The organism is Citrobacter sp. Cu096, assembly GCF_030332285.1.
Classification (GTDB): domain Bacteria; phylum Pseudomonadota; class Gammaproteobacteria; order Enterobacterales; family Enterobacteriaceae; genus Citrobacter; species Citrobacter meridianamericanus.
Window position 1 is genome coordinate 540,847 of the sequence record NZ_JAOWID010000030.1, and the last position, 24,143, is coordinate 564,989.

At 53.2% G+C, this 24,143-nt stretch carries 16 protein-coding genes; 5 read left to right on the forward strand and 11 right to left on the reverse strand.

From position 1 onward, the window contains the following. Nucleotides 1-55: 55 nt before the first annotated feature. Together OGX99_RS16880 and aqpZ are read right to left on the reverse strand one after the other, a co-directional pair. Complete coding sequence (locus OGX99_RS16880) at nt 56-955, reverse strand: LysO family transporter (protein WP_286544305.1); 900 nt, start codon at nt 953-955, stop codon at nt 56-58. Nucleotides 956-1,099: 144 nt separating this feature from the next. Further along, complete coding sequence (gene aqpZ, locus OGX99_RS16885) at nt 1,100-1,795, reverse strand: aquaporin Z (protein ID WP_151219783.1); 696 nt, start codon at nt 1,793-1,795, stop codon at nt 1,100-1,102. 369 nt (nt 1,796-2,164) lie between these two features. Here aqpZ and OGX99_RS16890 point away from each other — a divergent pair, with 369 nt between their 5' ends. Further along, nucleotides 2,165-3,823 (forward strand): ATP-dependent endonuclease, encoded by a 1,659-nt coding sequence (locus OGX99_RS16890; protein WP_286544308.1) that lies wholly within the window; start codon nt 2,165-2,167, stop codon nt 3,821-3,823. On the opposite strand, the gene OGX99_RS16895 is transcribed toward OGX99_RS16890, so the two are convergent. Beyond that, the gene (locus tag OGX99_RS16895) at nt 3,820-4,767 is read right to left on the reverse strand and encodes a VirK/YbjX family protein (RefSeq protein WP_286544310.1); all 948 of its coding nucleotides are present in this window, start codon (nt 4,765-4,767) and stop codon (nt 3,820-3,822) included. The two genes, OGX99_RS16890 and OGX99_RS16895, sit on opposite strands and share 4 nt — an antisense overlap. Nucleotides 4,768-4,927: 160 nt before the next feature. On the opposite strand from OGX99_RS16895, the gene macA reads away from it, so the two are divergent. Together macA and macB are read left to right on the forward strand one after the other, a co-directional pair. Continuing rightward, entirely contained in the window at nt 4,928-6,043 is a 1,116-nt protein-coding gene (gene macA, locus OGX99_RS16900) for a macrolide transporter subunit MacA (protein WP_286544313.1), read from the forward strand. Then, the gene (gene macB, locus OGX99_RS16905) at nt 6,040-7,986 is read left to right on the forward strand and encodes a macrolide ABC transporter ATP-binding protein/permease MacB (protein WP_286544316.1); all 1,947 of its coding nucleotides are present in this window, start codon (nt 6,040-6,042) and stop codon (nt 7,984-7,986) included. Before macA ends, macB begins: the two co-directional genes overlap by 4 nt. A 78-nt stretch (nt 7,987-8,064) precedes the next feature. On the opposite strand, the gene cspD is transcribed toward macB, so the two are convergent. Further along, nucleotides 8,065-8,289, reverse strand: a complete 225-nt coding sequence (gene cspD, locus OGX99_RS16910; protein ID WP_003036813.1) for a cold shock-like protein CspD — start codon at nt 8,287-8,289, stop codon at nt 8,065-8,067. 323 nt (nt 8,290-8,612) lie between these two features. Here cspD and clpS point away from each other — a divergent pair, with 323 nt between their 5' ends. Continuing rightward, entirely contained in the window at nt 8,613-8,933 is a 321-nt protein-coding gene (gene clpS, locus OGX99_RS16915) for an ATP-dependent Clp protease adapter ClpS (protein ID WP_151219778.1), read from the forward strand. A 30-nt stretch (nt 8,934-8,963) separates the two neighbouring features. Then, complete coding sequence (clpA, locus tag OGX99_RS16920) at nt 8,964-11,240, forward strand: ATP-dependent Clp protease ATP-binding subunit ClpA (RefSeq protein ID WP_187253378.1); 2,277 nt, start codon at nt 8,964-8,966, stop codon at nt 11,238-11,240. Nucleotides 11,241-11,508: 268 nt separating this feature from the next. Here the strand turns inward: clpA and trhP are convergent, their stop codons facing one another. The 7 genes from trhP to OGX99_RS16955 form a co-directional block, all read right to left on the reverse strand. After that, nucleotides 11,509-12,870 (reverse strand): prephenate-dependent tRNA uridine(34) hydroxylase TrhP, encoded by a 1,362-nt coding sequence (trhP, locus tag OGX99_RS16925; protein ID WP_286544319.1) that lies wholly within the window; start codon nt 12,868-12,870, stop codon nt 11,509-11,511. Between the two features lie 166 nt (nt 12,871-13,036). Continuing rightward, the gene (gene baeR / locus OGX99_RS16930; protein WP_286544321.1) at nt 13,037-13,759 is read right to left on the reverse strand and encodes an envelope stress response regulator BaeR; all 723 of its coding nucleotides are present in this window, start codon (nt 13,757-13,759) and stop codon (nt 13,037-13,039) included. Continuing rightward, nucleotides 13,756-15,159, reverse strand: coding sequence for an envelope stress sensor histidine kinase BaeS (gene baeS, locus OGX99_RS16935; RefSeq protein WP_187253375.1), 1,404 nt, complete (start codon nt 15,157-15,159; stop codon nt 13,756-13,758). The genes baeR and baeS overlap by 4 nt, the downstream gene beginning before the upstream one ends. Further along, nucleotides 15,159-16,571 (reverse strand): MFS transporter, encoded by a 1,413-nt coding sequence (locus OGX99_RS16940; RefSeq protein ID WP_187253374.1) that lies wholly within the window; start codon nt 16,569-16,571, stop codon nt 15,159-15,161. Before OGX99_RS16940 ends, baeS begins: the two co-directional genes overlap by 1 nt. Further along, nucleotides 16,568-19,648 carry a multidrug efflux RND transporter permease subunit MdtC gene (gene mdtC, locus OGX99_RS16945; protein WP_286544324.1) on the reverse strand — a complete coding sequence of 1,027 codons (3,081 nt, stop codon included), beginning with the start codon at nt 19,646-19,648 and terminating at the stop codon, nt 16,568-16,570. The genes OGX99_RS16940 and mdtC overlap by 4 nt, the downstream gene beginning before the upstream one ends. After that, complete coding sequence (locus tag OGX99_RS16950; RefSeq protein ID WP_286544327.1) at nt 19,649-22,771, reverse strand: MdtB/MuxB family multidrug efflux RND transporter permease subunit; 3,123 nt, start codon at nt 22,769-22,771, stop codon at nt 19,649-19,651. It lies immediately after the preceding gene. Continuing rightward, a complete protein-coding gene (locus OGX99_RS16955; RefSeq protein ID WP_187253371.1) occupies nt 22,771-24,018 on the reverse strand; it encodes an MdtA/MuxA family multidrug efflux RND transporter periplasmic adaptor subunit in 1,248 nt (415 codons plus the stop codon). Before OGX99_RS16955 ends, OGX99_RS16950 begins: the two co-directional genes overlap by 1 nt. Nucleotides 24,019-24,143: the final 125 nt, after the last annotated feature.

Sequence of the window (24,143 nt, forward strand, 5' to 3'; positions counted from 1 at the left end):
TTTAGCGCAATTTTGGCGGTAGCTGACTACCGCCAGAGAGGTATTTGTCTGTGTATCAGGCGGAGAAAAAGGCCATCAACAGAGGCACTAACAGACTCAGGATAAAGCCGTGAACGATGGCTGCGGGAACCATTTCCAGACCGCCGCTACGTTGTAATACGGGCAGGGTGAAATCCATTGATGTCGCGCCACATAGCCCTAACGCGGTAGAGCGGCTGCGACCGACCAGGCCTGGAATCAACATAATAGCGATCAGTTCTCGACCCAGATCGTTAAAGAAAGCGGCGCTACCAATCACCGGTCCGAACGATTCGGTCAACAGAATACCGGACAGGGAGTACCAACCAAAACCTGATGCCATCGCCAGCGCGGTTTTCATCGGCAGGTCGAGAATCAACGCATTGATAATCCCCGCCAACATCGAACTGGCAACGACGACCACCGCCACAATCATCCCCCGGCGATTCAGCACGATTTGCTTTAAGGTCATGCCGCTGTTGCGCAGTTGAATACCCACGAGGAACAGTAAAAATATGAGCGTATATTCGCTGGCTTCGGTGGCGTGCTGCAGAATGGAAATACCGGTGAGGCCGAGCAGGAAACCCACGACGACAACGCCACACAGCTGGAGAGACTCCAACGCCATTGCGATTCGCGAAGGTAGCTTTTCTTGCTTATGATTGTGTCGCCAGGGCAGCGAGCGCTCCAGCCAGAACAGTGCGGCAATATTACACAGCAAAATGACCGTCACGCTGACGGCAGAATAATGAAGAATGGCTAACAGATTGCTGGCGAGATTATCCAGAAATGCCAGACTGATACCCATAAAAAAGAGAATAAGGTAAACGATCCAGCTTAACAGGCGATTGATGAGTTTTAATGCAGCCCTGTGCCGAAGCGGAATAAGGTAGCCCACAATAAGGGGAACCAGAATGATTAACAGCCCTGAAAACATGAAAATCAGATCCTTGCTGAGAAGTAAGACGAAATGCGCCAGCACACACTACTCAAAGCAAAGAGGGGAGTAAAGTTGCAAATAAAAGGAAATATAGAGAGGATAAAAAAGACCTGACTTACGCCAGGCCTTTTTTGTTAGCGATTAATCGCGTTTTTCCAGCAGAGTGCGGTAAATAAGACCGCCGAGGACCCCACCGATAATCGGCATAACCCAGAAGAACCACAATTGTTGTAATGCCCAGCCGCCCTGGAAGATGGCGACAGCGGTACTACGCGCCGGGTTCACCGACGTGTTGGTAACCGGAATACTGATCAAGTGGATCAAGGTTAACGCCAGACCAATTGCAATGGGGGCAAAACCTGCCGGAGCATGTTTATCGGTCGCGCCGTGGATCACTAATAAGAAACCAGCGGTCAGAATAATTTCAATCACTACGGCAGAAAGCATGGAATAACCGCCCGGAGAATGTTCACCAAAGCCGTTCGAGGCAAAACCACTGGTTGTTGCATCAAAACCCGCTTTACCGCTGGCAATAAGATACAGAGCCGCAGCGGCAACAATACCGCCAACAACCTGAGCAATAACGTAACCAATAACGTCTTTTGCCGGGAATCGGCCGCCAGCCCATAAACCGAAGGTTACCGCTGGGTTAAAGTGTCCACCAGAAATATGACCTACCGCGAATGCCATAGTCAGTACGGTCAGACCAAACGCCAATGCCACACCGACAAACCCAATACCCAACTCCGGGAATGCGGCTGCCAAAACTGCACTGCCGCACCCACCAAAGACGAGCCAAAACGTACCGAAGAATTCGGCTGCTAATTTCCTGAACATAACCACCTCAATTAAAAGTTCCGGGTTCGTGTTTCTCGCCCGGTAATTCATCGCTAAAAGGGACGATGATGAAAGAGCGGGTATTTTAGAAAAAAACATCATCCCTTCGCCAGTTAAATTGATGAAAAAATTTGATTTAAGGCAATATGTTGTGATTCCTTTTTGAATATTGGATGAATGAAGCATAGTTCAATTAACAAAAGACGATGATTGAGTCCGGAAATAATATTCAAGGTAAAACATAAGAAGAATATTCTTATATTATGGGGTCCTACGATTAACCTCCTGATGATATCGGGTGTCCTGAGCGCCGCTTGCCGTTATACTCCTGATAACTTGAAGGAAAAAGTTAGCATTTCCGGAGGCTATATGATTCTCGAACGCGTTGAGATTGTTGGATTTCGTGGTATTAACCGTCTGTCACTGATGCTGGAGCAGAGCAACGTGCTGATTGGTGAGAACGCGTGGGGTAAGTCCAGTCTGCTGGATGCCTTAACCTTGTTGCTGTCGCCGGAAACTGATTTGTACCACTTTGACCGCGAAGATTTCTGGTTCCCACCGGGCGATATACAGGGCCGGGAACATCATTTGCATATTATCCTGACGTTTCGTGAGTCTCAGCCGGGCCGTCATCGGGTGCGTCGCTATTGTCCTCTGGAAGCCTGCTGGACGCCGTGCCAGGATGGCTATCACCGTATTTTCTATCGTCTGGAAGGTGAGTGTGCTGATGACGGTAGTGTTCTGACGTTACGCAGTTTTCTTGACGGCGAGGGCCATCCGCTAACCCTCGACGATATTAACGATCAGGCGCGACACCTCGTACGTTTGATGCCGGTATTGCGCTTGCGCGATGCCCGTTTTATGCGACGGATCCGCAACGGTACGGTGCCGGATTCAGCGGAAATCGAAGTGACAGCGCGGCAACTGGATTTTCTGGCGCGCGAATTGGCTACCCGACCGCAAAACCTGACCGATGGGCAAATACGTCAGGGGCTATCGGCCATGGTACAACTGCTGGAACATTACTTTTCTGAGCAGGGTTCTGGCCAGGCGCGCTATCGGCTGATGCGTCGTCGTTCCAATAACGAACAACGTAGCTGGCGTTATCTGGATATTATTAACCGTATGATTGATAAACCTGGCGGACGCACACACCGGGTGATCCTGTTGGGACTGTTTTCAACGCTGTTGCAAGCTAAAGGAACGCTGAGACTGGATAAAGACGCCCGGCCTTTACTGCTGGTTGAAGACCCGGAAACACGTTTACATCCTATTATGCTGTCGGTCGCCTGGCACCTGCTGAATCTACTCCCTCTGCAGCGGGTGGCAACCACTAACTCCGGCGAACTACTGTCCCTGACGCCCGTGGAACACGTTGTCCGTCTGGTGCGTGAGTCCTCTCGCGTCGCCGCCTGGCGGCTGGGGCCGGGTGGGATCAGCGCTGAAGACGGTCGGCGTATTGCCTTTCATATTCGTTTTAATCGTGCATCGTCATTGTTTGCCCGCTGTTGGCTGCTGGTGGAAGGTGAAACGGAAACCTGGGTTATCAATGAACTGGCTCGCCAGTGCGGGCACCATTTTGATGCGGAAGGTATTAAAGTTATTGAATTTGCCCAGTCCGGCCTGAAGCCGCTGGTGAAGTTTGCCCGTCGGATGGGTATTGAGTGGCATGTGCTGGTCGACGGTGATGAGGCCGGGAAAAAGTATGCGGCTACCGTGCGCGGTTTGTTGAATAACGACAGAGAAGAAGAGCGCGATCATTTAACCATGCTTCCCGCGCTGGACATGGAACACTTTATGTATCGCCAGGGGTTTGCAGACGTCTTTCACAGAGTGGCGCAAATTCCGGAAAACGTGCCCATGAATATGCGCAAAATTATCTCGAAGGCGATTCACCGTTCATCAAAACCGGATTTGGCCATTGAGGTGGCGATGGAAGCCGGAAGGCGCGGCGTTGACGCGGTGCCCACGCTGCTGCGGAAAATGTTTTCCCGCGTGCTGTGGCTGGCACGCGGCAGAGCGGATTAGTGGCGAAATAGTTGGGATAGCTGGGCGTGTATTGCATCCAGTAATTGATAGCGACGGCGGTATTCCGCGCGTTTTTTACTGGCAATTTCCGCCTCGCTTTTCCGCGCGATTGTGCGTGGAATATGGTAGTAACCGAGATTGTCGCACTCGCCGCCAACTGATTCCCAAAATGCGTTGTAGTCGGAATGAATGACCTTATTTTTATCGTGGTAGCGTTGGCTGCGAAAGATATGCTGTTCATTGCTGACAGCCATAACATTATCAATATTCAATCGTTCTGCTAACCGGCAAATGGCTTCCATCACAATACGTTTTGGAAATATCCCGTGACAGGACTTGGTCGCTTTTTGTATTGCTTCGTGAGGAAGTTGCGCATTGCCCTGCACACCGCCAATAAATAATGTCCTTTTGCCATTATATTCGCAGAACGTAAACGTCATTTTAGTCAGTACGTCTCCGTCGCCATTTTGTACCTGAATGGTACTTTCTCCCTCTTTATCCAGTACCGGCAACATCATCATGGTGACGTTAAATACGTCGTCATCTTTGCCTTCAATTTGCGCCAGCTGTAAGCCATCATTGCTTAATAAGGCGTTAAATTCTGCGGGTAAAAATGCGTGGCGGATAACATTATAATGAAAACGCACCGCGGCTAAACGCATTTTACGGGTGAAGTTTGCGGCAAGGTAAGGACGATGTAAACGCACCGGCAGTCGGGGTTGGCGGGATAGCAGGTTTTCAAGATCCGGCCATTGGGCGAGTTCTGTCATCCATTCCTGAGTAAGATGAGGTATCAACAATGAGCGCCAGATAAACTTACGACGAAAGCTCCTTTTATCCCAGCAATGGGCGGGGCGTAAATGACCGCTACTAAGCCGGTAAAAAAGGCCAAAGCTGGTAATGGGTTTAGTGGAAAGAAAAGTGCCTTCAGTTAGCTGACTCATAATTAAAATCCGATTGATACCTTAGTACTAATTTCAGCACAGCGGATCTTAACCATTCATCAATAACTCTGTTATTCTTTGCACTTTTCAACGCCTGTTAATTTAGTGTTGATGTTTATCAGTCCACTCTGGTGGGTGTATTGGGGGAACCAGGACATTTATGAAGCTCAAGGGAAAAATCAAAAAGCGCTATTTTCTCTTCGCCATCATCATTATTGTGGCAGTAATTGCACTTTGGAGAACGCTCAATGCGCCTTTACCTCAGTATCAAACCTTAATTGTTCGTCCGGGCGATCTGCAGCAAAGCGTTCTGGCTACCGGGAAACTGGATGCGTTGCGTAAAGTAGATGTCGGGGCGCAGGTCAGTGGGCAGTTAAAAACGCTGTCGGTTGCGATCGGTGATAAAGTAAAAAAAGATCAGTTGCTCGGCGTAATCGATCCTGAACAGGCGCAAAACCAAATCAAAGAGGTTGAAGCGACGCTAATGGAATTGCGCGCCCAGCGTTTACAGGCAGAAGCTGAGTGGAAACTGGCGCGGGTGACGCTTTCCCGTCAGCAACAGCTGGCAAAAACCCAGGCCGTTTCACAGCAGGATCTCGACACGGCGGCCACCGAAATGGCGGTCAAACAGGCGCAAATTGGCACAATTGACGCGCAAATTAAACGTAATCAGGCTTCTCTCGATACGGCAAAAACCAACCTTGATTACACCCGCATTGTCGCGCCAATGGCAGGCGAAGTAACGCAAATTACTACCCTGCAAGGGCAAACCGTTATTGCCGCTCAGCAGGCACCTAATATTCTGACGCTGGCGGATATGAGCACCATGCTGGTAAAAGCGCAGGTTTCTGAGGCGGATGTGATTCATCTGCATGCCGGGCAAAAGGCCTGGTTTACCGTCCTCGGCGATCCGCAGACGCGCTACGAAGGTACGCTCAAAGATGTTCTTCCGACGTCAGAGAAAGTGAATGATGCGATCTTCTACTATGCTCGCTTCGAAGTTCCTAACCCGAAAGGGATCCTCCGTCTGGATATGACTGCGCAGGTTCATATTCAACTCACGGATATCAAAAATGTTCTGACGATCCCACTGTCGGCGCTGGGCGATCCTATTGGCAATAACCGTTATAACGTCAGGCTGCTGCGTAATGGCGAAACCCGCGAACGTGAAGTGGTTATCGGTGCGCGTAATGACACCGATGTGGAGATCGTGAAAGGGCTGGAAGAGGGGGATGAAGTCATCACCGGCGAGGGCAACGCAGGAGTTGCAAAATGACGGCATTGCTTGAACTAAGCAATATCCGCCGCAGCTACCCGTCCGGCGAAGGGCTGGTCGAGGTGTTGAAGGACGTATCCTTGCGCATTCAGGCCGGGGAAATGGTGGCGATTGTCGGGGCATCGGGATCGGGCAAATCGACGCTGATGAACATTCTTGGCTGTCTGGACAAGCCCACCAGCGGTACGTATCGGGTTGCAGGACGCGATGTCTCCACGCTGGATAGCGATGCGTTAGCGCAACTGCGTCGCGAGCATTTCGGGTTTATCTTCCAGCGTTATCATTTGCTGTCACATTTGACCGCCGCGCAAAACGTTGAGGTGCCTGCGGTCTACGCAGGCACCGAGCGTAAGCAGCGCCTGGCGCGTGCGCAGGAATTACTCCAGCGGTTGGGTCTGGGCGACAGGGTTGATTATCAACCTTCTCAACTTTCCGGTGGTCAGCAGCAGCGGGTCAGTATCGCACGTGCACTGATGAACGGGGGACAGGTTATTCTTGCCGACGAACCCACCGGTGCACTGGATAGCCATTCCGGCGAAGAGGTGATGGCGATTTTGCATCAGCTGCGCGATCGCGGACACTCGGTAATTATCGTCACGCACGACCCGCAGGTTGCCGCACAGGCCGAGCGGGTCATTGAAATTCGTGACGGCGAGATTGTGCGCAATCCGCCGCCACAGAAACCCTCTGGTGGACGCGATATCGCGGAGCCAACGGTGAAAACGGCATCCGGCTGGAGCCAGTTTGTCAGCGGATTTCGTGAAGCGCTGACCATGGCCTGGCTGGCAATGGCTGCGAATAAGATGCGAACGCTACTCACCATGCTTGGGATCATCATCGGTATTGCTTCTGTGGTGTCGATCGTGGTGGTAGGCGATGCGGCTAAACAACTGGTACTGGCAGATATTCGCGCTATTGGTACTAACACCATTGATATCTATCCTGGCAAAGATTTCGGCGACGACGATCCGCAATATCAACAGGCATTGAAGTATGACGATTTGACGGCGCTACAGAAGCAGCCCTGGGTCAGTTCGGTAACACCTGCAGTGTCGAAGAACCTGCGGTTACGCTATGGCAATATCGACGTTGCTGCCAGTGCTAACGGCGTTAGCGGCGACTATTTCAACGTCTATGGCATGACATTTAGCGAAGGGACCACCTTTAACGCCGAGCAACTGGCGGGGCGCGCTCAGGTGGTGGTGCTCGACAGTAATACCCGGCGCCAGTTGTTCCCCAATAAAGCGAAAGTTGTCGGCGAAGTCGTGCTGGTGGGAAATATGCCGGCCACGGTCATTGGCGTTGCAGAAGAGAAACAGTCGATGTTCGGCAGCAGCAAGATCCTGCGGGTCTGGCTGCCCTACAGCACTATGTCCGGGCGAATTATGGGGCAGTCGTGGCTGAACTCGATCACCGTGCGGGTGAAGGATGGATATGATAGTGCCCAGGCCGAGCAGCAGCTCACCCGGCTGCTGACGTTGCGTCACGGTAAAAAGGATTTCTTCACCTGGAATATGGACGGTGTCTTGAAAACCGCCGAAAAGACCACACGTACATTACAACTCTTCCTGACACTGGTGGCTGTGATTTCACTGGTCGTCGGTGGGATTGGCGTGATGAACATCATGCTGGTTTCGGTGACCGAGCGAACGCGCGAGATTGGCATTCGTATGGCGGTTGGCGCGCGTGCCAGCGACGTGCTGCAACAGTTCTTAATTGAGGCGGTGCTGGTGTGTCTGGTTGGCGGCGCGTTGGGCATTAGCTTGTCGATGCTGATCGCCTTTACGCTTCAGCTATTCCTGCCCGGCTGGGAAATCGGTTTCTCACCCGTAGCTTTGTTGACGGCGTTCCTGTGCTCGACCGCGACCGGGATTTTGTTTGGCTGGCTTCCGGCGCGAAATGCCGCGCGGTTGGATCCAGTAGATGCTCTGGCGCGGGAATAATGCCACAGAGATAAAAATGCCAGCCGCAAGGGCTGGCATTTTGACTGCAGGATGTACACAATGAAACAGAAGAGTTATTTATGCGACAGCTTCTGCTTCAATGACAGGCACGATGACACTGGCATGATTGCCTTTTGGCCCCTGGTGGACATCAAACTGGACAGACTGTCCGGCTTTTAGCGTTCTGTAACCATCCATCTGAATGGTGGAGTAATGGGCGAAAATATCTTCGCCGCCGCCTTCGGGGCAGATGAAACCAAACCCTTTGGCGTTGTTGAACCACTTAACAGTACCCGTTTCCATACTTCGACATCCTTCGTAAATCTTATATAAGTAAGATGGAATGAACCGGTGGCGGAGTGGGGGCTGTTCAAAACCTCGCCAACTCTCGAAATTACAATTTAGAGAAATCAGGCGGGGCGTCAAGCGCCAGGCAGCCGGAATAGGGTAAAAATGCATCAAAATTTGAAGCAGTTAACGCTATTGTCGGTTATGTGACAGATGTCGCGAATGGCACTAATAGATGATAGTTATCTAATACTTGAGGTAGATTGATTGTGCGCATAGGCTGCTGGTCAGCGGCAAGATTTTCTGCCGGAAACCGTAACTGAAGATGACAACTGACCATGGGTAAGACGAACGACTGGCTGGATTTCGATCTGCTGGCGGAAGATAAATTGCGTGACGCGCTAAAACCGCCATCTATGTATAAAGTGATATTAATCAATGATGATTACACTCCGATGGAGTTTGTTATTGACGTGTTACAAAAATTCTTTTCTTATGATGTAGAACGTGCAACGCAACTGATGCTTGCAGTTCACTATCAAGGTAAAGCGATTTGCGGCGTATTCACTGCCGAAGTGGCTGAAACCAAAGTTGCGATGGTGAACAAGTATGCGAGGGAGAACGAGCATCCGTTGCTGTGTACGCTGGAAAAAGCCTGAATGCAGGCATAAATATTGGGGGAGGTGCCTATGCTCAATCAAGAACTGGAACTCAGTTTAAACATGGCTTTCGCCAGAGCGCGCGAGCACCGACATGAGTTTATGACCGTCGAGCACTTGTTACTGGCTTTGCTCAGTAACCCGTCGGCCCGCGAAGCGCTGGAAGCGTGTTCTGTGGATCTGGTGGCGCTGCGTCAGGAACTTGAAGCCTTCATTGAACAAACCACACCCGTATTGCCTGCCAGTGAAGAAGAGCGCGACACGCAGCCAACGTTGAGTTTTCAGCGCGTTTTGCAACGTGCGGTCTTCCATGTTCAGTCCTCCGGGCGCAATGAAGTTACTGGCGCGAATGTGCTGGTCGCCATCTTCAGCGAGCAGGAATCTCAGGCGGCTTATCTGCTGCGTAAGCATGAAGTGAGTCGCCTTGATGTGGTGAATTTTATTTCTCATGGCACGCGCAAAGACGAACCAAGTCAGTCTTCTGACTCTGGTAATCAGCCGAATAATGAAGAGCAAGCTGGCGGGGAGGACCGTATGGAGAACTTCACGACTAACCTTAACCAGCTTGCCCGTGTGGGCGGAATTGATCCGCTCATTGGCCGGGACAAAGAGCTGGAGCGCGCCATTCAGGTCCTGTGCCGTCGTAGAAAAAACAACCCGTTGCTGGTGGGAGAGTCTGGTGTCGGTAAAACCGCCATTGCCGAAGGTCTCGCCTGGCGTATCGTCCAGGGAGATGTGCCAGAAGTCATGGCTGATTGCACCCTTTACTCTCTGGATATCGGTTCGCTGCTGGCAGGCACCAAATACCGCGGCGATTTTGAAAAACGCTTTAAGGCGCTGTTAAAACAGCTGGAACAGGATACTAACAGCATTCTGTTTATTGATGAGATCCACACCATCATTGGTGCGGGGGCGGCATCGGGCGGCCAGGTGGATGCGGCTAACCTGATCAAACCGTTGCTCTCCAGCGGCAAAATCCGCGTGATAGGCTCAACCACCTATCAGGAGTTCAGCAATATCTTTGAAAAGGACCGTGCGTTAGCGCGTCGTTTCCAGAAAATCGATATCACTGAGCCGTCGGTAGAAGAGACCGTGCAGATCATCAACGGCCTGAAACCGAAATACGAAGCACACCATGACGTTCGTTACACTGCCAAAGCGGTGCGTGCAGCGGTCGAACTGGCGGTGAAATATATTAACGATCGTCATCTGCCGGATAAAGCTATTGACGTAATTGACGAAGCGGGCGCGCGGGCGCGTTTAGTGCCGGTTAGCAAACGCAAGAAAACCGTCAACGTAGCGGATATCGAGTCCGTGGTGGCCCGCATTGCGCGGATCCCGGAGAAGAGCGTTTCGCAAAGCGATCGTGATACGCTGAAAACTTTGGGCAACCGCCTGAAAATGCTGGTATTCGGACAAGACAAAGCCATTGAGGCACTGACGGAAGCGATCAAAATGAGCCGTGCCGGTCTGGGACACGAGCATAAACCTGTCGGGTCGTTCCTGTTTGCCGGGCCGACTGGCGTCGGTAAGACGGAGGTCACGGTACAACTGTCCAAAGCACTCGGCATTGAGTTGCTGCGTTTTGATATGTCCGAGTATATGGAGCGCCACACCGTCAGCCGCCTGATTGGTGCGCCTCCGGGCTATGTCGGTTTCGACCAGGGCGGTTTGCTGACAGATGCAGTTATTAAGCATCCGCATGCGGTACTGCTGCTGGATGAGATTGAAAAAGCACACCCGGATGTCTTTAATCTGCTGTTGCAGGTGATGGATAACGGTACGCTGACCGACAATAACGGGCGTAAAGCGGATTTCCGCAACGTGGTTCTGGTCATGACCACTAACGCAGGCGTGCGTGAAACCGAGCGTAAATCGATTGGGCTGATTCATCAGGACAACAGTACTGATGCGATGGGCGAAATCAAAAAAGTGTTTACGCCGGAGTTCCGTAATCGTCTCGATAACATTATCTGGTTCGATCATCTCTCAACTGAGGTGATTCATCAGGTTGTTGACAAGTTTATCGTCGAGCTTCAGGTTCAGCTGGATCAGAAAGGTGTCTCTCTGGAAGTGAGTCAGGAAGCCCGAGACTGGCTGGCTGAGAAGGGCTATGACCGCGCAATGGGCGCACGTCCGATGACGCGTGTGGTCCAGGATAACCTGAAAAAACCACTGGCTAACGAATTGCTGTTCGGTTCGCTGGTTGATGGCGGTCAGGTAACCGTTGCGCTGGATAAAGAGAAAAATGAGCTGACCTATGGCTTCCAGAGTGCACAAAAGCACAAGCCCGAAGCAGCACATTAATTTCTAATCACCGATGAGCCGGGCGTAATGCCCGGTTTTTTTTCGCCTGAAAGTAGTGATTTGAATTGGGGATACTCGGAGAATTTAAACGGCAGGCAAAAAATAAGCCTGCGTAAGGGAGATTACGCAGGCTAAGGAGGTGGTTCCTGGTACAGCTAGCATTTATGGGTTATGTTTTTCAGCGGAGGGGATAATACCCTTAATGAACGAAACGGTATGTGATCGATTTCTAAGAATCTTCCGTACGCTGAAAAATAACCGTAATTAACTACTTAGCATGCGGGTTGCGTGTGGACTCACCGGCAAAATTACGCATCAACAATGCATAATTCAGATCGATATCCTCCGGTACCGGCATCCAGACGGTGTAGCCGTCACCCGGTGCAACCGGCATTGCTTCGCCTTTCGCGTTTTCCATCTGCTCGAGAGTAAAGTTGATGTTGCCTTGTGGGGTCATCAGCTCCAGGCTGTCGCCGACGGTGAATTTGTTTTTCACCAGTACTGCCGCCAGTTCACCTTTACGTTCACCAGTGAATTCACCGACAAACTGCTGGCGCTCGGAAACAGAGAAGCCGTATTCATAGTTCTGATAGTCGTCATGCGTATGGCGGCGCAGGAAGCCTTCGGTGTAACCACGATGCGCCAGACCCTCCAGCGTTTCCAGCAGTTGCGGGTCGAACGGTTTACCGGTTGCGGCATCATCAATCGCTTTGCGATATACCTGTGCGGTGCGCGCGCAGTAGTAATAGGACTTGGTGCGACCTTCAATTTTCAGCGAATGCACGCCCATTTGAGTCAGTCGTTCAACGTGGGCAATAGCTCGCAAATCCTTCGAGTTCATGATGTAAGTACCGTGTTCGTCTTCAAACGCGGTCATATACTCACCCGGACGCTGGGCTTCTTCGATCATAAATACTTTGTCTGTAGGCGCGCCAATCCCCAGCGTCGGCTCAACGTTTTGTACCGGGATAGGCTCGTATTTATGCACGATATTGCCCACCACGTCTTCTTTGCCTTCCTGCACGTTGTATTCCCAGCGGCAGGCATTGGTACAGGTGCCTTGGTTCGGGTCACGCTTATTGATGTAGCCAGAGAGCAGGCAACGGCCGGAGTAGGCCATGCACAGCGCACCGTGCACGAAGATCTCAAGCTCCATATCCGGCACCTGGGTGCGGATCTCTTCAATTTCTTCCAGCGATAGCTCGCGGGAGAGGATCACGCGGGTCAGCCCCATCTGTTTCCAGAACTTCACCGTTGCCCAGTTTACGGCGTTAGCCTGTACTGAAAGGTGAATGTCCATCTCCGGGAAGTTTTCGCGCACCAGCATGATAAGCCCCGGGTCTGACATGATCAGGGCATCCGGCCCCATTTCCACCACCGGTTTCAGATCACGAATGAAGGTTTTCAGCTTGGCGTTGTGAGGGGCAATGTTCACCACCACGTAGAATTTTTTACCCAGTTCATGGGCTTCATTAATGCCGAGCTGCAGGTTTTCGTGGTTGAATTCGTTGTTGCGTACGCGCAATGAATAACGCGGTTGGCCCGCATACACGGCGTCTGCGCCATAGGCGAAAGCGTAACGCATGTTTTTCAGCGTTCCCGCCGGGGAAAGGAGTTCCGGTTTAAACATAATTTTCTCGTTCTGATGACAGGTCAGACTCGCCACACTCGGTGAGGCGGTTAGGGGAGTGCCCCCATATTAAGGGCGGGCATTGTAGCGCTGAGGGGCGGGCAGGTAAAGTCATTGTACCTGGTGGTCGCTCCGCCTTATCTGACATCGGTTGGGCTATCTCTGATTACACAATTCGGCACGCATCGGCTTCCCAACGATACCCTACGCCATAGACCGCGCGGATAAATGACTGCTCCGCATCCAGCGACTCCAGCTTGCGTCGCAAGTTCTTAATATGGCTGTCGATAGTGCGATCGGTAACCACGCGGTAATCGTCGTAGAGATGATTGAGTAACTGTTCGCGGGAGAAGACTTTTCCCGGTTCATGTGACAGCGTTTTGAGTAAGCGAAATTCAGCGGGCGTTAAGTCGAGCATTTTCCCACGCCAGGACGCCTGAAAACGACCTTCATCGACAATCAGCGGGCTGGCTGCATCCATTTGTTGCAGTTCGTGCTGCGGTTTGCAACGGCGCAGAATCGTCTTCACGCGAGCGACAACTTCGCGCGGGCTGTAAGGTTTGCAAATGTAGTCATCTGCACCGATCTCCAGCCCCAACAGGCGATCTATTTCTTCAATTTTAGCAGTTACCATCATGATGGGGACTTCCGAGAAACGACGAATTTCCCGACACAGAGTCAGACCGTCGGTACCGGGCAGCATCAGATCCAACAAGATCATATCGGGCGGTGTCTGACGCACAAAAGGCAGAACCAAATCACCGTGGCTGATAAGCGTAGGGGCGTAGCCTGCCGCTCGCAGGTAGTCGATAAGTAGTTGCCCCAGCTTGGGCTCGTCTTCCACGATCAGAATACGCGGCGTGTTTTCATCAATGGGTAACTCAGTCATACATCTCTCTGTAAATCGCGTTCCAGCGGAAACTCTACTGTAATGCTAACCCCGCCAAAAGGCGAATGGGCGGCGCGGATCAGACCATTATGCGCCTGTACGATATTGACGCAAATCGCCAGCCCCAGTCCGGAACCTCCGCTGGCGCGGTTACGCGAGCCTTCGGTGCGATAAAATCGCTCGAACAGCCTCTGCAACTGGTCGTCACTGACGCCAGGAGCGGAATCAGCGAAGGTTAATAAAACCATACGCTCACGTTGTTCGGCGCTGATGTGCAGTCCACCGCCGCTGTCGGTGTAGCGCAGGCTGTTTTCCAGCAGATTGTTGAACAACTGCATCAAACGATCTCTGTCACCGAAAACCGCCATACTGTCCGGGAGCGAAAGCTGTATCGTCAGTCCACGGCTGGCAAAGCGTTCACGAAATGCGCCGCTTGCCACTTCCAGTAACGGGATAAGATCCAGCGATGTTTTCTGATAGGCCAGAGCGCCCTCATCTGACATGGAGAGCTGATGAAGATCGTTAACCAGCTTGGTGAGTGTACCGACTTCAGCCTGTAAAGAGGCCACCGACTCGGGCGTAAACTGGCGTACGCCATCCTGAATAGCCTCCAGTTCACCGCGTAATACTGCCAACGGCGTGCGCAGTTCGTGAGAAATATCGGCCATAAAATCACGGCGCATCTGCTGGTTTTTTTCCAGCGTACTGGCGAGCTGGTTAAAGTCCAGCGCCAGTTTACCTAGCTCATCCGTACTGGTCGGCGCAACGCGAGTGGTGAAATCGCCAGCCGCCAGTTTGTGTGTGCCTTCCACCAGCCGTTTGACCGGTGCCAGCAGGCTGCGCGCCAGCGTAAACGTTGCCAGCGCCGCCAGGATCGTGGAGAGCGCGACGATAAGCCAACTGGAACGTCTTTGCTGCTTGTCGAAATTGATATCCGTATTACGCGTTAAGCGCTCCACGGGTGAGGCAATCACGGCACCCACTTCGCTACCGTTAACGCGGATGGGATGGCGCATACCGTCACGGGGGACCGGGGCCCGCGGGCCGACCAGCACGCGGGCATTTTGATCGACAACCCAAAACTGCGTACGCCAGCCGTGTGGCGGCATGGCTGGACCCGGTTTATCATCGTCATTGTCGTGTTCAAAAGAACGCAGGATCTGAAAAACAAACCGATCGTTATTGCGCAAGAATCGCCAGTTGCCATGTTGCTCATACTGTTCGCCGAGCGCATCGCTGAGCATTTGCAGCCGCTGTTCGTTACCGTTCTTAATATAATCGATAAAACCGCGTTCGAAGCTTATGCGTACGGCCCAGTGCATGCTGATCAGCAACACAATGCAGGTGGCGAAAATCGCCAGAAACAGTTTGCCGGTGATACCGGGCCGCCAGAACTTCATCAGGTGCTCCTTTTGCGCCGTGAAATCACCGCGTTGGTTTGCGTGTCATTCGGCACGCGGGAAAAAATGATAGCGGGCAGCGCAATAATGAGTGCAATGCACAGCCAGGTATACATAAAGACGTTATGCGTACTATTGCTGTCAACGGTGATATGTTGCTGGCCAAACATGCCTAACAGCAGACCCGCGATAGTTACCCCGATACTCATCGACAGCTGCATGATCATCGACAGCAGGCTGTTGCCGCTGCTGGCGAGATCGTCAGGCAGATCTTTTAGCGTCAGGGTGTTCATGGATGAAAAGCGCGTTGAGTTGACCATTCCCTGTAAGAACAGCACGAAGGGCAGGGCGTAATACCAGCCGAGTAGCGCGGTGGTCATCAACAGCACACAGACCAGCGACAGGCCAAGCGTAGTAGCGACCAATACGCGACGGTAGCCAAACCGGTTAACGACCTGCACCACAATGCGCTTCATGCCCATACTGCCCAGCACCATCGGGATCATCATTAACCCGGCATGAAACGGTGAAAAACCGAGGCCAATCTGTAAAAACACCGGCGTCATAAACGGCAGCATACCGCTGCCGATGCGTCCGGCAAAACTACCAAACAGACCGAGTGAGAAGGTCGATGTGCGAAACAGATTTAAGCTGAATAGCGCGCGGGGATTTCGATGAGCGTGTTTCAGATACAGCGTAATTGCCAACACCCCACAGATAACCAGCGCCGCCAGCGTGATACCGGAGAGGCCGGTTCCTTTGCTACCATCGAGCGCCAGCGTCAGAACTGCCATACCGACCGCCAGCATCGCGAATCCGGAGAGGTCGAAGCGTCGGGTTTGCATGGTGTAGTTGGGCATCAGCATCAACGTTGCTATCGCGCCGACAATACCTACCGGAATGTTAATCAAAAATATCCAGTGCCAGGAGGCGTACTCAACCAGAATACCGCCTAATGCCGGTCCCAGTAATGGACCAATCTGACCGGGCAGTGTGACAAACGTCATTGCCGCCATATATTGCTCGCGCGGGACGATTTTCATCACCGTTAGCCTGCCGACCGGCACCATCATCGCACCGCCAACGCCTTGTAAGACGCGTGCCATCACCAGCTCGTTGAGCGTGCTCGACCAGGCGCAAAACAGCGAACCAAGTGTAAACAGAATGATGGCGCTGAAGAAGATATTACGCACGCCGACTTTGTCTGCCAGCCATCCGCTGGCGGGCAGCATGACGGCAACGGTTAATACATATGACACAATGACCATATGCATATGTAACGGGCTTTCCCCGAGGCTTGCCGCCATCGAGGGAAGCGCGGTATTAACGATGGTGGTATCCAGCGATTGCATAAAAAAGCCGAATGCCACAATCCAAAGCTGCCAGCGGGTGCTGTCGGGAAGTTCTGTCATAACTCTGCTACCGGTTTGCTGTTTTTACGCGAAAAACGCAGACGCAGACGGTCGAAAAAGAGATACACCACGGGCGTGGTATACAGCGTCAGGAGTTGGCTCACGACCAGGCCGCCGACTATGGTTATCCCCAACGGCTGGCGCAGTTCAGAGCCATCTCCTGCGGATAACACCAGCGGCAGCGCGCCAAACAACGCTGCCAGCGTGGTCATCATGATTGGGCGAAAGCGCAACAGGCAGGCCTGGAAAATGGCTTCCTCCGGCTGCAGCTTGCCGTTTCTCTGTGCTTCCAGCGCAAAATCGACCATCATGATGGCGTTTTTCTTCACAATGCCAATTAATAGCATGATCCCTATCAGGGCGATTAGGCTGAACGGGGCATTGAACAGCTCCAGCGCCAGCAAAGCCCCAACGCCAGCGGAAGGTAGCGTGGAGAGAATGGTCAGAGGGTGAACATAGCTTTCATACAACATGCCCAGCACGATGTAGACCGTGGCAATAGCGGCGATGATCAGGATCACCTGTGACTTCATGGTGTCCTGAAATACTTGTGCTGTACCGGCAAAGCTGCCGCGCACCGTGGAGGGAACGCCGAGTTGGGTCATTGTTCTGTTGATGGCCTCTGTCGCCTCAGATAAAGAAGAGCCTGTCGGCAGGTTAAACGACACGGTTGAGGCGGCAGATAAGCCCTGATGGTTAACCGACAGCGGGGCATTCGCCGGTTGCCATTTGGCAAAGTACGATAACGGGATCGCCTTACCGTCATTGTTGATGACGAACATTTTGTCCAGCGCGCTAATGTCCTGGGTGTAACGTCGATCGACCTCCATCACCACTTTGTACTGGTTCATCGGCTGATAAATAGTCGAAATTTGCCGTTGGCCAAACGCGTTGTTCAACAGGCTGTTAGCGGCTGCGACGTCGATCCCCAGACGCGACATGGTGTCACGATCGTAGGAAAGGTTCATCTCCGCACCATTATCCTGCTGATCGGAATTGACGTCCGCCAGTTGGGGCAGGGCGGCAAGCGCCTTACGGATTTTCGGTTCCCACTCACGAAGCGCTGCGAGATCGTCGGACAGCAATGTGTATTGATAGCTGGCGTTGGCCTGGCGTCCACCGACGCGAATATCCTGGACTGCCATCAAAAACAGATTCGCGCCCGGCTCTTTTGCCAACTTCACTCGTAGGCGGTCGATCACCTGCTGAGCGGTTTCGCGGCGTTCATCGCGCGGCTTGAGGGTAATAAACATCATCCCACTGTTAACCCGGGAACCGCCTGTAAAACCAGTGACGTTATTTACTGCCGGGTCGTCGCGGATGATCTTCATAAAGTCCTGCAGTTTGCCGCGCATAGCCTGGAAAGAGATGCTCTGGTCGGCCTGGATCCCTCCCATCAATACGCCCGTATCCTGCTCCGGGAAGAAGGTTTTGGGAATGGAAATATAAAGCCAGATATTCAGCGCAATAGTGCCGAGCAACACCACACCCACCATTCGCGTGTGGCGCAACACCCATTTAAGCGAAGTGCCGTAACTCTGCTGCAGTGCTACCAACACACGACCAAATCCCCGTTTACGCGACTGTTCACGCGGGGCGCTGGATTTGAGCATCCAGCCGCACATCATTGGCGTTAATGTGAGTGACACCAGCAGCGAGATACCGATGGCAACCGACAGCGTGACGGCAAATTCGCGCAGCAGGCGCCCAGGCAATCCCCCCATTAACAGCAGTGGCAGGAATACCGCCACCAGCGACAGGCTCATAGAGAGCACGGTGAATCCCACTTCGCGCGTGCCCTGTAATGCCGCCTGCAGTGGCTTCATGCCCGCTTCCAGATGGCGAGCAATATTTTCCAGTACCACGATGGCGTCATCCACGACAAATCCCGTCGCAATGGTCAGCGCCATCAACGACAGGTTATTCAGGCTGAATCCGCACAGATACATGGCGGCAAAGGTACCAATCAGCGAGACCGGAACCGCTACTGCGGGGATCAGGGTCGCGCGCCCGGAACGCAGGAAAACAAAGACCACCAGGATAACCAGTGCTACAGAGATAATCAGCGTCTGTTCGACTTCCTCCAGTGAGGCGCGAATAGTCGGCGAACGGTCCTGGGCAATTTGCAGGTCGATGGCGGCCGGGACTAGTGTTTGTAACTCCGGTAATTTGGCGCGAATGCTGTCTACCGTCTGAATAATATTGGCTTCCGGCAGTTTGCGGATCATCAGCAGGATGGCGGGTTTGGCGTTGGTCATCCCCGCGTTACGAACGTCCTGTACCGAGTCGGTTACAGACGCAACGTCACCAAGCCGCACCGCCGCGCCGTTGTTATAGTGGATGATAATCGGTTGGTATTCGGCGGCGGTTTTCAGCTCATCGTTAGTTTGTACCTGCCAGCGATGGGTATCATTCTCGATTGCTCCCTGCGGCTTACGCACGTTGGCGTTGTCGATCGCGCTACGCACGTCGTCCAGTGACACCCCCTGGTTAAACAGCGCTTGCGGGTTGAGTCCGACCCGTACGGCAGGCAGAGAACTCCCGCCGACGTCCACGTCACCCACTCCGTCGATTTGCGCGATGGTTTGTGCCAGTTGGGTCGATGCGAAATCGTACAGTTCACCCTGCGAGTAAGTGTCTGACGTGAGCGTCAGGATCATTATTGGCGCATCGGAAGGGTTGGCTTTGCGGTACGTTGGTCGGCTTGGCATCCCGCTGGGTAACAGGCTTTGCGCCGCGTTAATCGCGGCCTGAACGTCCCGCGCTGCACCATTGATGTCACGGTCGAATTTGAATTCGAGAATAATGCGCGTACTGCCAAGCGAACTGCTTGAGGTCATTTCGTTCACACCCGCGATGCGCCCCAGCGAGCGCTCCAGCGGGGTCGCGACCGAGGAGGCCATTGTTTCAGGGGAGGCACCGGGTAATGATGCGCTGACCATTATCACCGGAAAATCCACCTGCGGCAGCGGAGCGACCGGCAGCAGTCGAAAACCCAGAATACCGCACAGGGTGATAGCCACCGAAATGAGAATGGTCGCCACCGGACGATGAATGAAAAGCGCGAAAAATTTCATTTACGCTTCCTCTTCCTGGCGCGGGAAGCGGTTTTTCACGTACAGCGACAGGCGGTCAAACAGCAGGTAAATCACCGGCGTAGTAAACAGAGTTAACACCTGACTTACCAGCAGCCCGCCAACCATGCCAATCCCTAATGGGCGGCGTAACTCTGCGCCCACACCGGTACTTAACATCAGCGGCAACGCGCCGAGCAGCGCTGCCAGCGTCGTCATCAGGATTGGACGAAAACGCAGTAAACACGCCTGGAAAATGGCATCGCGCGGCGCCATACCCTGTTCGCGCTCCGCAGCAAGGGCAAAGTCGATCATCATGATGGCGTTTTTCTTGACGATACCGATCAACAAAATAATGCCGATGATCGCGATGACGTCCAGTTCGCTGCCTGCAATCATTAACGCCAGCAGTGCTCCGACACCCGCTGTAGGCAGCGTGGAGAGAATGGTAATCGGGTGAATAAAGCTCTCGTACAACACGCCGAGCACGATATACATCGCCACAACCGCGGCCACAATCAACCAGATAGTGTTGCCCAACGCGGCCTGGAAGGCGAGGGTACTGCCCTGGAACTGGGTGGTAATATTCGCGGGCAGGTTAAGCGTTTTTTCTGCATCCAGAATTGCCTGTACCGCATCGCCCAGCGAATGATCTTCCGGCACGTTGAATGAGATGGTGGTGACCGGGAACTGATCGAGGTGGTTAATCGACAGAGGGGCGAAACGCTGTTCAACGCTGGCGATCGCACTGAGCGGTACCATGCCGCCGTCACTACTGGTCAGACGGATAGTGTCCAGCGCGGCAATGCCTGGCGTATTATTGGTGTCATGTTCTAACACGACGCGATACTGGTTGGCCTGGGTGTAGATGGTTGAAATCAGTCGCTGGCCGAAGGCGTTATACAGGGCATTATCGACATCCGCCATGCTAATGCCTAAACGGCTGGCGCTGTCGCGATTGACATTCACATACGCCACCAGTCCTTTATCCTGCCAGTCGCTGCTGACGTCGGACAGTTGCGGTAGCTGCTGTAGTTTTGCTAACAGTTGTGGAACCCAGGTGCTGAGGGCATCCAGGGAAGTTGCTTGCAGCGTAAACTGATATTGCGTCCGGCTAACCTGAGTATCAATCGTCAGGTCCTGGGTCGGCTGAAGGTAGAGGTCAACGCCGGGGACTCTGTCAACCGCGTCCTGTAACCGGGCGATCACTTTCTGTACGCGATCGTCACGTTCATCCAGCGGTTTAAGGTTAATTTGCAAACGCGCGCTGTTTAATGCCGGATTCGTACCATCCACGCCAACAAACGCGGTCAGGCTCTCTACAGCCGGATCTTTAAGGATGACATCTGAAACCTGTTGCTGGCGCTGGGCCATGCTGGCAAACGAACTGGACTGCGGTGCCTGTAGCGTACCCTGGATAATACCGTTGTCCTGGATCGGGAAGAAACCTTTTGGGATGAAAACCCATAGCATGACGCTCAGTGCCAGCGTGCCGAGTGCCACGCTCAGCGTCAGCCAAGGGTGGTTTAGTACTTTTGCCAGCCAGTGACCGTACCCGGCAATGACGCGATCGAACATGCGCTCCGAGGCTCGGGAGAAGCGGTTTTGCTTGCGCAACGAGGCTTGACTAAGCATACGCGCGCACATCATCGGCGTGAGGGTAAGTGAGACGACGGCGGAAATCAGAATTGCCACGGCCAGCGTAACGGCAAATTCACGGAATAATCGGCCAACGATATCACCCATAAACAACAGTGGAATCAGGACGGCGATCAGCGAAAATGTTAGCGAGATGATGGTAAAACCAATCTCGCCTGCACCTTTCAGGGCGGCAGTCAGCGGTTTCTCGCCTTTTTCAAGGTAGCGTGAAATATTCTCAATAACCACGATAGCGTCATCCACCACAAAGCCCGTTGCGATGGTGAGCGCCATTAAAGTCAGGTTGTTGATGGAGAAATCAAGAAATACCATCACCGCGAAAGTGCCGACTAGCGATAGCGGTACGGCGACGGCGGGAATAATCGTCGCCGGAATATTGCGCAGAAACAGGTAGATAATCATCACCACCAGTGCTATTGCCAGCATCAGCTCAAACTGGGTGTCTGCAACAGAGGCACGAATATTGGTTGTACGATCTGAAAGCACGCTGACATTGACTGATTTGGGCAGACTTTCGGTGAGCTGCGGCAACATTTGACGGATATTGTCTGCCGTGGAGATGATGTTCGCCCCAGGTTGGCGCTGCACATTCATCACAATCGCTTGTTGCTTATTGGCCCACGCGCCCAGCCAGCTATTTTCTGCCCCTTGTTCGACGGTAGCGACATCGCCCAGGCGCACCGGCGCGCCGTTTTTATAGGCCACAATCAGTTGACGATATTCGTCCGCGGACTGCATCTGGTCATTGGCTGAAAGCGTGACGGCACGCGTTGGGCCATCAAGACTCCCTTTCGCTGAATTAACGTTGGCTCCGGTGATGGCCGTACGGATAGTTTCGCTGGTCAGACCGAGGGCGGCAATGGCCTGAGCGTTAAGCTTCACGCGGACCGCCGGACGTTGTCCACCGGAAAGGGTTACCAGACCAACGCCGGAAACCTGAGAGATTTTCTGCGCGACGCGGGTTTCGACCATATCTTCCACCTGCGTCATCGGCATGGCGCTGGAAGTGACCGCCAGCGTCATGATTGGTGGATCTGCCGGGTTTACCTTGCTGTAAACCGGTGGGTTGGGCAGATCGTTCGGCAGTAAATTAGTGGCGGCGTTAATCGCAGCCTGAACTTCCTGCTCGGCAACATCTAACGGGAGCGTCAGTTGAAACTGCAACGTGACGACCGATGCGCCGCCGGAGCTTTGCGAGGACATCTGCTTCAAGCCAGACATCTGTCCGAACTGACGTTCAAGCGGTGCGGTGACCGCCGAAGTCATGACGTCCGGGCTGGCGCCGGGGTAGAGCGTAACGACCTGAATTGTTGGGTAATCAACTTCCGGCAAGGCGGCGATCGGCAGGAAGCGGTAACCGATAATACCGGCCAGTAAAATCGCGACCATCAGCAACGTGGTGGCGACGGGGCGCAGAATGAACAGGCGCGATGGTCCGCCTGTATTGTCCGGAGGTAACGCCTGCATCAGGAATCGGCTCCTTTTTTGCCGTATCCGCGTGGCGCAGTTTTCTCGTCCGTCGCTAAGGCGTCATGCGCCTCAACGACTTCGACTTTTGCGCCTTCCGTCAGGCGGTCAATACCGTCAGTTACGACCCGATCGCCTGCGGACAACCCCGCGGCGATTACCACTTTTTGGCTATCCTGAATACCCGGTTTAACCAGATGTTTGCTCACTTTATTATCGCTGTTCAGCACCCAGACAAAGTGGCCTTCGTTGCCCATCTGCAGGGCGGCTGTTGGGATCACCACGGCATTTTGCTGCGTGTCGACCAGCATGCGGGCGTTGACGAACTGGTTAGGGAATAACGCATCATCCTGATTGTTAAAACGGGCTTTAACTTTGATGGTTCCTGTAGTGGCATCAATCTGATTGTCGAGACTGAGCAGGACGCCTTCACTCAGTTTTTGTGAATTGGTTCGGTCCCAGGCTTCGACTTTGAGCGGCTCCCCCGATTTTTGTGCCCGCAACACGGTGGCGATGTCGTTTTCAGGCAAGGTGAATATCAGGTCGATGGGATGCGTTTGCGTAATGACGACAATCCCGGTGGTATCGCCGCTGGATATTTGGTTACCCACATCGACCTGTTTCAGACCGACGCGACCATCGACAGGGGCGGTTATCCGGCTCCAGTCGAGCTGCAGTTGGGCGCTGGCGACGCTGGCCTCATCCGCTTTAATCGTCCCTAACGTCTCATTGACCAGCGCCTGCTGGGCGTCCAGCTCCTGGCGGGAGACCAGATTGGTTTTAACCAACTGTTGATAGCGGGCAAGATCGCGACGGGCATTCGCCAGCGTGGCTTTATCTTTTGCCAGTTGCCCCTGCGCCTGAGCCAGAGCGACTTTGAACTGACTGGGGTCTATCTCAGCCAGCAGATCGCCAGCTTTTACCTGCTGCCCTTCTTCGAAATGTAAGGCGATGAGCTGTCCGTCCACCCGGCTACGTACCGTGGCGGTATTGGCGGCAGTAATGGTTCCCAGCCCTGTCAGGTAACGCGGAACGGCTTCCTCGGTGGCGGTGGCAGCCTGAACGGGAGCTAACGGTCCGGAACGCATTCCACGCCGTCCTGACCCTGGCGTTTGCTGCGCTGGTTTGGTCGCGCCCGGTGCGGTTTCCTGGGAAGCGCTGCGGCTTTGCCAGAACCAGATTGCGGCGATGGAAGCCACGACGATCGCGATTGCTATCACCCAGCGGGATTTATTACTGCCTTTCATTCTTATGAGTTTCTCATCCTGAAACGATTCGCGGAATGATACTAGTTTAGCCAGTGAACAAGGGTGAAAGATGGAGGAATTATGAAACACTGTCTGGATTCGTCTGAATGCCGATGCGGCTTTGC